15 protein-coding genes are annotated in these 13576 nt (G+C 35.7%); 12 read left to right on the forward strand and 3 right to left on the reverse strand.

The features are described 5' to 3' along the window. Positions 1–69 precede the first annotated feature (69 nt). Both lat and ACPLOV_RS03740 read left to right on the forward strand, forming a co-directional pair. Positions 70–1407, forward strand: coding sequence for an L-lysine 6-transaminase (gene lat, locus ACPLOV_RS03735; protein WP_424910664.1), 1338 nt, complete (start codon positions 70–72; stop codon positions 1405–1407). 210 nt (positions 1408–1617) lie between these two features. Next, a complete protein-coding gene (locus ACPLOV_RS03740; protein ID WP_424909991.1) occupies positions 1618–2580 on the forward strand; it encodes a ubiquitin-like domain-containing protein in 963 nt (320 codons plus the stop codon). 72 nt (positions 2581–2652) lie between these two features. On the opposite strand, the gene ACPLOV_RS03745 is transcribed toward ACPLOV_RS03740, so the two are convergent. Next, the gene (locus ACPLOV_RS03745) at positions 2653–3879 is read right to left on the reverse strand and encodes a D-alanyl-D-alanine carboxypeptidase family protein (RefSeq protein WP_424910665.1); all 1227 of its coding nucleotides are present in this window, start codon (positions 3877–3879) and stop codon (positions 2653–2655) included. Positions 3880–3982: 103 nt separating this feature from the next. Between ACPLOV_RS03745 and ACPLOV_RS03750 the strand changes: the two genes are divergently transcribed. From ACPLOV_RS03750 to ACPLOV_RS03775, 6 genes are all read left to right on the forward strand, one after another. After that, the gene (locus ACPLOV_RS03750) at positions 3983–4393 is read left to right on the forward strand and encodes a hypothetical protein (protein ID WP_424909993.1); all 411 of its coding nucleotides are present in this window, start codon (positions 3983–3985) and stop codon (positions 4391–4393) included. A gap of 2 nt (positions 4394–4395) precedes the next feature. Further along, entirely contained in the window at positions 4396–5106 is a 711-nt protein-coding gene (locus tag ACPLOV_RS03755) for a DUF421 domain-containing protein (protein ID WP_424910666.1), read from the forward strand. After that, positions 5103–5342 carry a hypothetical protein gene (locus tag ACPLOV_RS03760; RefSeq protein WP_424910667.1) on the forward strand — a complete coding sequence of 80 codons (240 nt, stop codon included), beginning with the start codon at positions 5103–5105 and terminating at the stop codon, positions 5340–5342. Before ACPLOV_RS03755 ends, ACPLOV_RS03760 begins: the two co-directional genes overlap by 4 nt. 80 nt (positions 5343–5422) lie before the next feature. Next, positions 5423–5665 (forward strand): (2Fe-2S) ferredoxin domain-containing protein, encoded by a 243-nt coding sequence (locus tag ACPLOV_RS03765; RefSeq protein WP_424909707.1) that lies wholly within the window; start codon positions 5423–5425, stop codon positions 5663–5665. A gap of 3 nt (positions 5666–5668) precedes the next feature. Beyond that, positions 5669–7405 carry a [Fe-Fe] hydrogenase large subunit C-terminal domain-containing protein gene (locus ACPLOV_RS03770; RefSeq protein ID WP_424909708.1) on the forward strand — a complete coding sequence of 579 codons (1737 nt, stop codon included), beginning with the start codon at positions 5669–5671 and terminating at the stop codon, positions 7403–7405. Continuing rightward, the gene (locus ACPLOV_RS03775) at positions 7398–8576 is read left to right on the forward strand and encodes a SpoIIE family protein phosphatase (RefSeq protein ID WP_424910668.1); all 1179 of its coding nucleotides are present in this window, start codon (positions 7398–7400) and stop codon (positions 8574–8576) included. The genes ACPLOV_RS03770 and ACPLOV_RS03775 overlap by 8 nt, the downstream gene beginning before the upstream one ends. Here the strand turns inward: ACPLOV_RS03775 and ACPLOV_RS03780 are convergent, their stop codons facing one another. Further along, a complete protein-coding gene (locus ACPLOV_RS03780) occupies positions 8577–8765 on the reverse strand; it encodes a hypothetical protein (protein ID WP_068747598.1) in 189 nt (62 codons plus the stop codon). It lies immediately after the preceding gene. Positions 8766–8777: 12 nt separating this feature from the next. Further along, positions 8778–8963: a hypothetical protein gene (locus ACPLOV_RS03785; RefSeq protein WP_424909710.1), complete on the reverse strand. Its 186-nt coding sequence runs from the start codon at positions 8961–8963 to the stop codon at positions 8778–8780. Between the two features lie 173 nt (positions 8964–9136). Here ACPLOV_RS03785 and ACPLOV_RS03790 point away from each other — a divergent pair, with 173 nt between their 5' ends. The 4 genes from ACPLOV_RS03790 to ACPLOV_RS03805 all read left to right on the forward strand — a co-directional run bounded on the left by ACPLOV_RS03790 (position 9137) and on the right by ACPLOV_RS03805 (position 13490). After that, positions 9137–9331 (forward strand): FmdB family zinc ribbon protein, encoded by a 195-nt coding sequence (locus ACPLOV_RS03790; protein ID WP_424909711.1) that lies wholly within the window; start codon positions 9137–9139, stop codon positions 9329–9331. Positions 9332–9431: 100 nt separating this feature from the next. After that, positions 9432–11690, forward strand: a complete 2259-nt coding sequence (locus tag ACPLOV_RS03795) for a DEAD/DEAH box helicase (RefSeq protein ID WP_424910670.1) — start codon at positions 9432–9434, stop codon at positions 11688–11690. Beyond that, positions 11687–12931 (forward strand): ribonuclease H-like domain-containing protein, encoded by a 1245-nt coding sequence (locus ACPLOV_RS03800; RefSeq protein WP_424909712.1) that lies wholly within the window; start codon positions 11687–11689, stop codon positions 12929–12931. Before ACPLOV_RS03795 ends, ACPLOV_RS03800 begins: the two co-directional genes overlap by 4 nt. A 37-nt stretch (positions 12932–12968) precedes the next feature. Then, positions 12969–13490 (forward strand): ferredoxin domain-containing protein, encoded by a 522-nt coding sequence (locus tag ACPLOV_RS03805; protein WP_068747602.1) that lies wholly within the window; start codon positions 12969–12971, stop codon positions 13488–13490. Positions 13491–13576: the final 86 nt, after the last annotated feature.

A 13576-nucleotide genomic window follows, 5' to 3' on the forward strand; every position in this document is an offset into this window, starting at 1 on the left:
TACACAATATGAGATTTTATTTAAATCCCGTAAAATTAAATTTTCAAATATTTAAAAGGAGGTTTTTATATGCTTTCACCTCATGAAGTAATTCCTACCCTTGAAAAGTATATTTTGGTGGATGGCTTTCCTATTGTAATTGATTTAGAAAAATCTTATGGTAGCCACATTGTGGATGCTAAGGATGGAACCGATTACTTAGACTTTTATACCTTCTTTGCCTCATCACCACTGGGTTTAAACCATCCAAAACTTGCCAACGAGGAATTTAAAGAAAGAGTCTTCAGAGCTGCTGTCAATAAAGTGGCCAATTCGGATATATATACGGTGGAAATGGCTCAGTTTGTAAAAACCTTTATGGAAGTTGCCGCACCGGAAAATTTTGTTCACCTTTTCTTAATAGATTACGGGACTTTAGCAGTAGAGAATGCACTAAAGGTGGCTATGGACTGGAAGGTAAGGAAAAACATTGATAAAGGCTATAAAGAAAGCGCTCAGAAGGGAACCAAGGTTATACACTTTAAAGAGGCCTTTCACGGAAGGTCGGGTTATACCCTTTCCCTCACAAATACGGCGGATCCGAGAAAATATATGTACTTTACCAAATTTAACGATTGGCCCAGGATAACAAATCCCAAGATAGTCTGGCCTTTAGAAAAGCACTTAGATGAAGTGAAAAGGGCAGAGGAAGAGGCAATAAACCAGATCAAAAAAGCTATTGCCGACAACCCCGATGATATATGTGCCATTATAATTGAAACCATCCAGGGAGAGGGAGGAGACAACCATTTTAGACCGGAGTTTTTCAGGGCACTGAGGGAGATATGCGATGAGAACGAGATAATGCTAATATTCGATGAAGTGCAGTGTGGTATGGGAATAACCGGTAAAATGTGGGCATTTCAGCATTACGGAGTGGAGCCGGATATATTTGCTTTTGGTAAAAAGTCACAGGTATGCGGCATATTATCCACGAGGAGGGTGGATGAGGTAGAGAGGAACTGTTTTGTAGAAAGCAGCCGTATAAACTCCACCTGGGGCGGGAACATAGTGGATATGGTGCGCTCTACCAGGATTCTTGAGATAATAAAAGAGGACGATGTACTTGGCCATGTAAACGAGGTATCCAAGATACTGCATAAATATTTACATGCTTTAGAAGACGAATTTCCCGAGCTGGTGGGGAACGTAAGGTATAAAGGGTTAATGGCGGCCTTTGATTTTCCCGATCAGGAACTGAGGGGTAAATTTTTGAAATATTGTTTTGAAGAGCGGATGCTGGTATTGCCGACGGGTGTAAAGGGAGTAAGGTTCAGGCCGATTCTAACGGTAACGGAAGAAGATTTGACGGAAGGGTATAACCGCATGAAGAAGGCTTTAATGAGGATAAAGAAAGAAAATGCATAAACGGGGCTAAACGTCCCGTTTTACTTTTGCCGTATTTTTTTTAGAATTTGTAGCATACTATATATAATAAGTGGTATTCAAAAATTTATCAAAAAAATTTGTTAAAAAAGGAGGAATTCGTAAATTTTTATAGAATTAATATAGCCTAAGCCCTTTTATTGCCGCTTGCCATTATATTTTTATAACTTAAAAATGTAAGGAGGAGTGTAATTGAAATTAAAATTTTTCAAAAATAGTATTGCCTCCTTTTTAGTTGCTTTCTTTGTTTTTTCTGCGGCTTTGGGCTATACATATTTGGAAAAATCGGTTACCATAGTTGATAACAATAGAGAAATGAAAGTTAAAACTTTTTCCACCACTGTGGGAGAACTTTTAAAAGAGAAAAATATTATTCTTTCCAGGGATGACAAAGTTTTACCGGAGTCCTCCCAAAAATTAAAAGAAAAAGACAAGATTATTATTTATAGAGCTTTTCCGGTGAAAATTATCGACGGTGGTAAAGAAATAACGGTGAATACCTTAGCAGACAGTGTAGAAAATATAATAAAAAAAGCGGGCTTAAATTTGCAAGAAAAAGACAAAGTAGTGCCCCAAAAAGATGAAGTAATAAATAATTCTACAGAAATTAAAATAACAAGGATAGATGAGAAAGTTATTGAAGAGGTAAGGAAGATACCTTTTAAAACCATAACCAGGGTAGATTACAACCTGCATTTTGGCAAACAGAATATTATTCAGCAGGGAGAAGACGGTGAAGAAAAAATTATTACAACGATAGTTTATGAAAACGGTAAGGTGGTTGACAAAAGTACTCGGAAAGTAATAACGAAGCCTGCAAAGCCGCAAATAATAGTAAGAGGAGGCTTAATGGTAGCATCCCGTGGAGGAGTAGAATTTGCTTACACTGCAAAATACCGGATGCTGGCTACTGCCTATACTTATACCGGTAATTTGACCAGAATGGGGACAAAGCCGCGGGTCGGTGTAGTAGCAGTAGATCCCGAGGTAATTCCCTTAGGAAGCAAGCTGTATGTGGAAGGATATGGATTTGCACGGGCTGAGGATACGGGAGGCGCAATTAAGGGAGAAAGGATAGATATATTTGTAGAAAGTGAAGCTATAGCCCAGAGATTCGGAAGAAGATGGGTTACCGTTTATTTATTAAAGGAATGAAAAAGCTAAATAATACGCAAAAAATTTAAGCCATCTGCTAAATAAAAGCAGGTGGCTTTTATTTTAGATAGCTTACATTAACTTTATTTTTTTGTATCTTTTATATCTTTTTATTGCTACTTTTATCCTGAAGGGAATGTACAATAAAAGGAGAAAAAGCAAAACTCTAAACCAGAAATAAGTATATATTTTTCTTTTAACTTCGTCCTTTGAAATCAAGTTTACGCTTCCTATAAAATTTTCTCCCTGATAAAAATCTATTTTTCCTATTACTGCTCCCTTAGCTAAGGGAGCTTTTATTGTTTTAGGAATATCTATTTTTTTGGTGATTGGTAAATTATTATCTTTTTCCGATACAAAACTGAAATCTTGAGAAGCAATTAAGGCAACGGGATTACCGTATTTTACATCTATATAAGTAATCTCCTCACCACTTTTAATTAAATCTTCGCGTTTGAAATTATTAAAACCATAATCCAGTAATGAGATTGCATCGGTATAAATATTTTTTCCCTGGGATTTTAGAACTACTGCAATCAGTTGCATTCCATTTCGTGTAGCGGAAGCGACTATGGTTTGTCCTGCGGAAACGGTGTAGCCCGTTTTTACCCCATCAGCACCTTCATATCTCCATAAAAGTTTATTGTGATTTATCAATGTCCTATCGTAGTCTTTTCCCTGCCAGGGTATATTAAAGGTTTTTGTTCTTACTATTTTACAAAAGGTAGGATTATTTAATGCATAACGCGATATTAAAGCTAAATCGTAGGCAGTAGTATAATGGTTTTTATCGGGGAGACCGCTGGGGTTTACAAAGTTCGTATTTTTTGCACCTATTTCCTTTGCTTTTGCATTCATAAGTTCTGCAAATTGTTCCACACTACCGGAAATGTGTTCTGCAATAGCTACGGCAGCATCGTTGGCAGAACTAAGCATCAAACCGTAAAGCATTTGTTCAAGGGTAAGAGTTTCACCTATTTCAAGGTAAATCCTTGAGCCGTCAGATTTAAAAGCTCTTTCGCTTGTTGTAACTTTATCGCTTAAATTCCCCTTTTCTATTGCTATGATAGCCGTCATTATTTTCGTTGTACTCGCGGGTTCAAGGGGAATATTGGCATTCTTTTCATATAGTATCTTACCCGTTTTTGCCTCTATCAATATACCGGCTTCCCCAACGATATCCGGAGGATTTTTGATTGTTTGAGGAAAGACTGAATTGTTGAAGGAAAAGAAAAATAGGATAAAAAGTAAAACGATTTTTGCCCTCATGTTGCACCTCAATAAAAAAGATGTTGGCATGTAATTTCAGTATAACAAAAAATTAAATGAGTTCCAAGGAGGTCATTTTGAATAAAAAAAAAGTAATAAATTAAAAATAATTAAAAGACAGGAGGGATACTTTTTGGGTAACAAATTTCGAAAGGCAGGCAAAATATTGCAATTACAAACAAATATACAAAGCATTGAAGAAGAAATTAAAAATATTGATGCGGATATTAGCTCCCGGTTGCACGATTCGCTAGTACAATCTTCTTCATATATAAAGCTACAAAAATTGCTGGATGAGGTGTCTTTTTTATTAAGCTACTTGAAAGAAGGAAATAGTACCGAAAAAGAAACAAAAGATTTATTGAAAACGATTAGAAAGAGGTTAATTCTAATAACTATATCTCTGTTAAAGGACATTCAAAAGAACATGTTAAAATCAGCCGAATCATTGAATACGGCACAAGAAGAATTGATAATGCTATCTAATATTCAAAAATTATATAAAACGGTGGAAGAAAACGAAAAAAATTTTATGGAGGGGTAGTATTGGTAAAGACATTTTTCTTTCTTACCATCAGGTCAATAGTTTTATTTTTTGTCAGCTTAATAATAGTCAGGTTTATGGGGAAAAGAACCATTGCTCAATTATCTCCCTTTGATTTGATTGTCATTATAATAATGGGTTCGGCTATTGCAATACCTTTGGAAGATAAAAAAATACATTTAAGTTTTGGAATTATACCTGTAATAATCATGTCATTATTAAATTACTTTATATCGATTTTGATTACAAAAAACAGAGTTTTTGAGAACATTCTTCAAGGAACATCTACCGTTCTGGTAAGAGATGGAGAAGTAATAATAAAAAATCTAAAAAAAGAAAGGATAAGTATGGCGGATCTAATGATATTATTGAGGGAACAAAATATCTCCAATATTAACGATGTAGAAGAGGCAACCATAGAGCCCAACGGTAAGTTGAGTATAATCCTGAAAAAGGAAAAACAACCTGTTACGCCGAAAGACCTTGGGCTTTCGGCGGTGGAAGGCATTTTCAAAACTGTATTAATAAATAATGGAGAAGTAGTAAAAAACAATCTGGAAGTGGCAAATGTAGGTATTGAACAGCTTCTTGTCGACCTTAAAAACCGGGGAATAAATAGATTGAAGGACCTGGAAAAGGTGTGGATTGATGAAAATGGGAAAATAACTTTTGAATTAAAAAATGATAAAAACACTGAAGGGAGACCTTTATGAAGAAAAAAAAGGATGGATTTTTTAACAAGTTAGGTGTTAGTGAGGATGAAATAAAAAGAAAGTACGGTGTAGATCTTTACCTTTTTCTTGATGCCGTTGCGCTGGGCCTTAGTGATGAAGAAATTTCAAATATAATCGGTTATGATTTGGAAACGGTAAAAAAAGTCAGGAAAAGACTTGGAAATATAGGAAGCGAAATAGGGCTTACTTACAAAAAAGACCTTTCCGATGAATGAATATGTGAAAAAATTGACAATTAATCTTTTTTAATTTATAATATTGTTAATAATTTCACATATTCAAGAGGTGAGTTTTTATGATAAAATTAAGTGTCTGTGTGGGGAGCTCATGCCACTTGAGGGGCGCTTATGATATAATTAAGATATTCGAAGGACTGATAAAACAGTACAAATTGGAAGATAAAATAAAGCTAACTGCAGAATTTTGTTGCGGAAACTGTACCCAGCCAGTATCGGTAAAAATAGATAAAAAAGGGCCATTTTCCGTTACCCGGGAAAATGCGGGAGATTTCTTTAAAAAATACTTTCTGGAGGTATAAGTTTTGGAAGTAATTAATTTTACCCGTGCTGAGTGCAAGAATTGCTACAAGTGTGTAAGAAACTGTCCTGTGAAAGCGATCAGGATAAAAGAAGGTCAGGCGGAGATAGTTTTGGAAAGATGTATTACCTGCGGAACCTGCCTGATTAATTGTCCTCAAAATGCGAAAACCGTAAAAAGCGATATGGATAAAGTAAACGATATTCTGGGAAAAAATGAAAAAGTTGCTGTAAGTCTTGCACCCTCTTTTGCGGGGGTTTTCTCATCATTAAATCCCGAAAATTTCATGTACAGGTTGAAAGAACTCGGATTTAAAGATATTTTTCCTACTTCTCAAGGTGCAATTATAATTGCGAAGGCCTACGCCAATATTTATAATGACAAAAAAAGGAAGGTAATTATTTCATCCGCTTGTCCGGCAGCCAATTATTTAGTACAAAAGTATTATCCCGAATTAATAAATTATCTTATCCCCGTAGTATCGCCTATGATTGCTCATGGGATGTATTTAAAAAAAGTGAAGGGTTATTCTAAAGTAATATTTATGGGCCCCTGTTTGGCGAAAAAAATGGAGGCTATGGAATTTAAAGAAGTTATTGATGCGGTAATAACTTTTGATGAACTCAAAAAATTAATAGGGTTAAATGAATTAATTGAACAGCCCTATTTTTTAGAAAAGGACGATGAAGACGAAAATGATAAAATTCCAACTAAAACCGGGGCAGCTTTATATCCTATTCCCGGCGAAACAGTGAAGACATTTTCTCCTTTTATAAAAGAGAGGTGGAGGAGAGAAATTACCGTTCATGGTTTGGATGACCTGGGAGAAGTTTTTGAAGAAATAAAAAAGGGAAAATTAAAAGATGTATTTATAGAAGCTAACGCCTGCAGGGGAGGATGCAGTAACGGTCCCGCAACAGGAGATAAAAAGAAAGATAGATTCATGAAATTGGAAAAAATTAGAGAGTACGCCGGGAGATTAAAAAATAAATTCCAATTTGAAAATAAAAATGAAGAATTAGATATGAAAGCAATTACACGAGAATTTACAGTCCATACGGTTTCTAAGAAATTACCTTCTGAAGAGGAAATAAGAAAAATATTAAGGCAGATAGGAAAGTACAGCGAAAAGGATGAACTAAACTGCGGTGCTTGCGGATATGATTCTTGCAGAGAAAAAGCTATTGCAGTATATAACGGAATGGCTGAAATATATATGTGCATTCCTTATATGAGGACGAGAGCCGAGTCCATTTCCGAACTAATAATTGAATCCACACCCAATGCTATTGTTGTTGTAGATAAAAATTTGCAAATTCAGGAGTACAATCCTGCTGCAGAAAAAATGTTTAAAAAAACAAAACAGGAAGTTATTGGGATGCCTCTCAATTATATTTTTAATGATGATGATTTTAGATTTGTGACCGAACTAAAAGAAAATATAATTGCGAAAAAAGTAAAACTCCCTGAATACAATCTGGTAACACTCCAGAGTATATATTTTCTGCATGGCCACGATTTAATAATAGGTATTATATCGGATATAACCAAACAGGAAGAAGATAGAAAAAGGAATTTAGAGATTAAAAAGAAGACCATTGAGACCACCCAGCAGGTTATAGAAAAACAAATGAGGGTGGCACAGGAGATAGCAAGCGTCCTTGGGGAAACCACAGCAGAAACAAAAGTGCTTTTAAATAGAATAAAAAGTATTTTAAAGGAAGAGCTTCCCGATGAATAATTTATCATTTCGAACGGAAATCTACTTTGAAAGTATAAACAAATACGGAGAAGAACTTTGTGGCGATAAAGTCGAAATAATTAAATCGCCGGAGAAAACAATTTTTGTATTTGCAGACGGCCTGGGAAGTGGTGTTAAGGCAAACATTCTGGCAACCCTTTCAACAAAGATAGCTGCTACCATGCTAAGAGAAGGGTCTTCTATAGAGGATACCGTAAAGACTATTGTTGCCACTTTGCCAGTTTGCAAGGTAAGGAAGATTGCTTATTCCACCTTTACCATAGTAGAAATATCCGCTGATGGAAAATGCTCTATTATTGATTACGACAACCCACCGGTATTTTTTATTCGCAACGGAAAGGTCTTAGACATTTCCGTAAAACATAGAGAAATTGACGGTAAAATTATTAAAGAATCTCACATCAATTTAAAAGAAAACGATATGATAGTAGTCGTAAGCGATGGGATTGTTCATGCTGGGGTAGGAGGGATACTAAATTTAGGATGGCAGTGGGAGAATATCGCTAATTATTTAGAAAAAATTGTAAAGAATGACACAAAGCCTGCTGAGATAGTTAAGCTACTGGTGACAATCACAAATAATTTGTATATGGAAAGAGCAGGCGATGATTCTACCTGCGCGGCAATAAAAATTGTTTCTCCTCAAAAGGTAAATATTATGGCAGGTCCTCCGCTAAATCCTGAAGATGATGTAAATGTGGTTAATTCTTTTATAAAAAAGCCGGGCAAAAAGATAGTATGCGGTGGAACAACCGCTCAAATAGTGGCTAAAATTTTAAATAAACCCCTGATTACTTCCCTGGAATTTATTGATCCTGATGTACCACCCACAGCCCATATTGACGGTATAGATCTTGTCACTGAAGGGGTACTTACGCTAACAAAAACCCTTGAAAAATTAAATAATATTTTTTCAGGGAAAATCGAGCTAAATGAATTATTGCACCATAAAAAAATGGACGCTGCTACGCGTCTTGCAATTATGCTTCTTGAAGCAACTGATATATCATTTATCATAGGTAATGCAATTAATCCCGCTCATCAAAATCCGGATTTTCCTAAAAATCTTTCCATAAAACAAAATGTTATAAATGGTATTGTAAATATTTTAGAAAAAATGGGTAAGTTTGTAAGTGTGGAAAGTTTTTAGTTAGTCCTGTTTATTTTCCATTTTAATTTTAGCATCCTTCCTGAAGCCTGGAGGATGCATTTTATATTGTTTCTTTTGAGAACTTACTTCCCTTGGGCTTGGTCTGCCTGCAGGTTTATATATATTCGCACCGATTTCTGTATTTGCAAAGGTTTTTCTCATTGCAAAAAGCTTTTTTTTCAGCGACATTTTTTAATCCTCCTAAGTCTGATCAAGGCTTTCCAATACCTCGTCAAAAAGGTCTATATCGCACCTTCCGTTAACCCAATGAATACAGGTATCACATCTTACATTTTCTTCATTTTCTTCTAAGTTTGTCATCGCTTCAATGGGGGCGTATCCCGGACAATTCCTTCCAACGCTCTGCAACTGCTGCCTGCTTACCACTTTGCTCTCCTCCTTTATTAAAGTTTCATATTTATTTTTTGGACTTTTTTAAAATATATTTATACATTTACTGGAAAGTGATAAGAAAAAAATATTTACAGCGAAATAATAATATAGTATACTTAAAATTAATAATATGAGTTTAACTAACTGAATTAAAGGAGGGCTATATTATGCCGATGTTTGAATATATCTGTAAAGATTGCGGAAATAGATTTGAAGAGCTGAGAAAAGCTAATGAAGCTGATTTGCCATTGGAGTGCCCGAGATGCAAGAGCAAAAATACAAAAAAGCTAATTTCGCTTTTTGGAACTTCTTTTAGTTCTACGAACGGTGTGTCGTCATCACCTGTAAGAAAATTTGGTTGAGCCTCCTGCTAAATAAACCCCAGTTGGGGTTTTATATTTTTATTGTAGGTGTTTTTATTATTTGTTAAAATATATTAAAAAACTGGAGAAAGGGATAGTTATGGAGCTTTCTTCATTGCTTGAAAATCTAAAGAAGAAAGAATCTTTCATAAAAAACGTAACTTGCTGGAAGGTTATCCCGGCTAAGGGGGGAGAATATTCTCCCTTTCCCGAACAAATTGATGGAAAACTTATCCATGCCCTTGTGGAGAAAGGGATAAAAAATTTATATTCTCATCAGAGGAGAGCCATAGATGAAGTATTAAAGGGAAGCAATGTAGTAGTGGTCACCCCTACGGCTTCGGGAAAAACTCTTTGCTATAATATTCCCGTTATAAATGAAATTTTAAAGAATAATAATTCAAGGGCATTATACCTTTTCCCCACGAAAGCCCTATCCCAGGACCAGGTTTCGGAGCTTTTAGAGTTAATAGAGGGGGTAGGTGAAAATATAAAAACATTTACCTATGATGGGGATACTCCTCAGGATGCAAGGGTATTAATTAGAAGGGATGGCCATATAGTAGTTACAAATCCCGATATGCTTCATACGGGTATTCTACCCCATCATACGAAATGGATAAAACTCTTTTCAAACCTGAAATATGTGGTGATCGATGAATTACATACCTATAGGGGAGTTTTTGGAAGCCATACGGCGAATGTGATAAGAAGGCTTAAAAGGATATGTAAATTTTACGGGTCGAATCCTATTTTTATCCTTTGCTCTGCTACAATTTCGAATCCTGGTGATCTGGCTGAAAAACTTATAGAAGAAAAAGTTACTGTAATTGACAAAAGTGGTGCTCCGACCGGAGAAAAAAATATAATATTTTATAATCCTCCGGTTGTAAACAGGCAATTGGGTATTAGAAAAAGCAGCATTATCGAAGCAAAAAATTTAGCGTTAGAATTTTTGAAAAAGGATGTAAAAACCATAGTATTTGCAAAAAGCCGGTTAGCCGTGGAGCTTATTTTAACCTATATTAGGGAAGGCCTGAAGGAAAACCCGATTTTCAAATCATCCGTTAAAGGTTATAGAGGAGGATATCTTCCGAAGGAAAGAAGGGAAATTGAAAAGGGCTTGAGAGAAGGAGATATAAAAGGAGTAGTAAGCACAAATGCCCTGGAGCTGGGTATTGACATAGGAAGCCTTGATTCGAGTATAATCACCGGCTATCCGGGCACGATAGCAAGCACATGGCAACAGATGGGGAGAGCCGGGAGGAAAACATCTCTTTCCTGTTCCATACTAATAGCTTCGAGCAACCCTTTAGATCAGTATATTATTAATCATCCCGATTATTTTTTTGAAGCACCTCCGGAAGCGGGACTTATTAATCAGGACAATATTTATATCCTTGTAAGCCATATAAAATGTGCTGCTTTTGAACTTCCTTTTGAAGAAGGAGAAAATTTTGGCAGTGTTTCTGTGGAAGAATATCTAAAATTTTTGGAGGAAGATGGAATTTTAAGGCATGTGGATAAACGGTGGTACTGGATGTCCGAAGCTTTTCCGGCTGAAGAAGTGAGTCTCAGAAGTGCCAGTATGGAAAACTTCGTGGTAATTGATACTACAAGTAATACTCCCAGGGTGATTGGAGAGGTAGATAGGGCAAGCGCTCCAATGCTCATTCACGAGGAGGCAATTTATATACACGATGGGCAGCAGTATCAGGTAGAAAAATTGGATTATGAAGAAAAAAAGGCTTTTGTTAAGAAGGTTGATGTGGATTATTATACCGACGCCAGTGTATCTACAAATATAAAGGTACTTGATATTCTAAGACAGGATTTTATAAATAGCGTATCGAAAAAATATTACGGAGAAGTTCTGGTTACTACAATGGCAACAATGTTTAAAAAGATTAAGCTTTTTACCCATGAAAATGTCGGGGCAGGACCTATAAAATTACCGCCGGAAGAAATGCATACTACGGCGTTTTTCTTCACCTTTGAAGACAAAAAATTGGAGCCGGAAAAACTGCAGCAGGGTTTACTGGGATTATGTAATGTACTGGTAAATATAGCTCCTTTGTATTTAATGTGCGATCCGAAGGACATCCGCGGTGTGGTGGAAATTAAATCGGCTTTTACTAAGCAACCAACTATCTATATTTTTGATAATTATCCGGGCGGCGTAGGTTTTGCGGAAAAACTTTATGAAATAGATAGGATATTATTGAAGGCGGCAATGCAAGCTATTTTAGAATGCACCTGTGACGATGGTTGTCCTTCCTGTGTCGGTCCTGTAGAGGATGTGGGATACTACGCAAAGCAAAGTGCCCTTGAAGTAGTTCAGGGGGTGCTAACAGATTGAATTTAACAGAAAAATTGAAGACTTTTATCGGGAGCTCAAAAAATAGATTAGATAAAGAGGTTGAAAAAGGTAAATATTTTTGGATTGCGGAAAAGATAGAAGGGAAAATTGTAAAAACCCCTCTCGGCGAACACATTGAAAAAGAGGTAATTTATGATAAAAAATACGAATATTCGGGGGTTAAGCTTTCAAAAGTTCTGGAAATTCCAATAAACGAGCTGGATTCTGTTTTTAAAAATTTAAGCAAAAAGATAGAAATAGAAAAAATAGCTTTTCTGGATACAGAAACTACAGGGCTTGCTGGAGGTTCCGGAACATTTGCTTTTTTGATAGGTGTGGGATTTTTTGAAAACAATTATTTTAGACTTAATCAGTTTTTTATGCCCGATTATTCGGAAGAACCTTCATTACTGTTAAGACTAAGCGAAATGTTGTCCGGTTTTGAATTCGTAGTTACCTTTAATGGTAAAATATACGATGTCCCCCTATTGAATACCAGGTATGTTATAAACAAAATGGACTCTCCCTTCCAGGAGCTCTGCAATCTGGATTTACTTACAGTGTCGAGAAGAATATTTAAAAAAAGATTAAAAAGTGTGGCTTTAAGCAACCTGGAAAGACAGCTTTTTTACATGGAAAGAGAAAACGATATACCGGGTTTTATGATTCCCGCAGTTTATTTTAATTATTTAAGAACAAGCAGGGCAGATGATTTAATACCCATCTTTTTTCACAACCAAAAGGATATCCTTTCTATGGTAAACTTGTTATATACAATTTTTGATGTGGTAAAAAACCCTTTAGGTTCTAATCTGTGTAGAGGCGAAGATTATATTTGTATAGCGAAATTGTACGAAGAAAAAGGAGATTTTCAAAAAAGTATCGAATGTTATAAAAAAGCCATAGAGTCGGAAAATATTAAAGAAGAGGCCTACATAAAGCTTTCTTTTTTATATAAGAAATTAAAGATGTGGGATGAAGCGGTTTCCATTTGGATCGAAATGGCTGAAAAAAATATTGGCACCTTAATTGCACTGGAGGAGCTCTCAAAATACTTTGAACACATAGAAAAAAATTACGATAAAGCTATAAAAGAAGTAGAAAGGGCTCTTCATATTTTGAGTTTAAAGAAAAGATTGCTTAATCAACCGGATGATAAGAAACTATTCGAGTTTAAAAAAAGGCTTGAAAGATTGAAGGATAAAAGATTAAAAAACAAAGGACAGATTTTTTTACTGTAAAAAATATATAATCAAAAACAAAAGGAGGTAATTTTTAATGAAGGATGCCCTTTTATTAGCCGCCCAGCTAATGGCTGTTTCTGCCAGAACGGCACCAAAGGCTGCAGGAAGGGATTTCGTAGAAATAAAAATAATAGAGGGTGAAGATGTCAAAAAATTGGCAAGGGAAATGCACGAATACGGAAAAACGACTGGTAAAGCGAATTTTGATAGGGATGGTAAGAACGTTGAAGACTCTGAAGTTGTGATTTTAATTTCCCTTAAAGATGCAAAACCTGTAGGATTGAACTGCGGAGCATGCGGGTATTCTGAATGTGCGCAACTTCCTGAATTTATAGAAGGTCCGGAGTTTAAAGGGCCCATCTGTGCATGGAGATTAATGGACCTCGGTATTGCCATGGGATCTGCGGTAAAGACTGCAAGCCTGTTAAACGTAGACAACAGGATTATGTACAGAATAGGTGTTTTGGCAAGAAAAATGGGCTTGATAGAGGGCGAAGTAGTAGTAGGGATTCCCCTTTCTGCTACCGGGAAAAATATATACTTCGATAGAAAATAAATATAATAAAATAACGAAACGCGGTGTAATTTTGAGTGAATTGCGATGATCAGAGAAACAGATGAAATAGCGATTTTAGGGCATCC

The organism is Thermovenabulum sp. (assembly GCF_049723235.1).
Taxonomy (GTDB): Bacteria; Bacillota; Thermosediminibacteria; order Thermosediminibacterales; family Thermosediminibacteraceae; genus Thermovenabulum.

What these genes read in the sequence shown, in the direction of transcription:
- lat (WP_424910664.1), top strand. Translation starts at nt 70, where the DNA reads ATGCTTTCACCTCATGAAGTAATTCCTACCCTTGAAAAGTATATTTTG.
- ACPLOV_RS03745 (WP_424910665.1), bottom strand. Translation starts at nt 3,879, where the DNA reads ATGCCAACATCTTTTTTATTGAGGTGCAACATGAGGGCAAAAATCGTT.
- ACPLOV_RS03760 (WP_424910667.1), top strand. Translation starts at nt 5,103, where the DNA reads ATGAAGAAAAAAAAGGATGGATTTTTTAACAAGTTAGGTGTTAGTGAG.
- ACPLOV_RS03765 (WP_424909707.1), top strand. Translation starts at nt 5,423, where the DNA reads ATGATAAAATTAAGTGTCTGTGTGGGGAGCTCATGCCACTTGAGGGGC.
- ACPLOV_RS03775 (WP_424910668.1), top strand. Translation starts at nt 7,398, where the DNA reads ATGAATAATTTATCATTTCGAACGGAAATCTACTTTGAAAGTATAAAC.
- ACPLOV_RS03780 (WP_068747598.1), bottom strand. Translation starts at nt 8,765, where the DNA reads ATGTCGCTGAAAAAAAAGCTTTTTGCAATGAGAAAAACCTTTGCAAAT.
- ACPLOV_RS03790 (WP_424909711.1), top strand. Translation starts at nt 9,137, where the DNA reads ATGCCGATGTTTGAATATATCTGTAAAGATTGCGGAAATAGATTTGAA.
- ACPLOV_RS03795 (WP_424910670.1), top strand. Translation starts at nt 9,432, where the DNA reads ATGGAGCTTTCTTCATTGCTTGAAAATCTAAAGAAGAAAGAATCTTTC.
- ACPLOV_RS03805 (WP_068747602.1), top strand. Translation starts at nt 12,969, where the DNA reads ATGAAGGATGCCCTTTTATTAGCCGCCCAGCTAATGGCTGTTTCTGCC.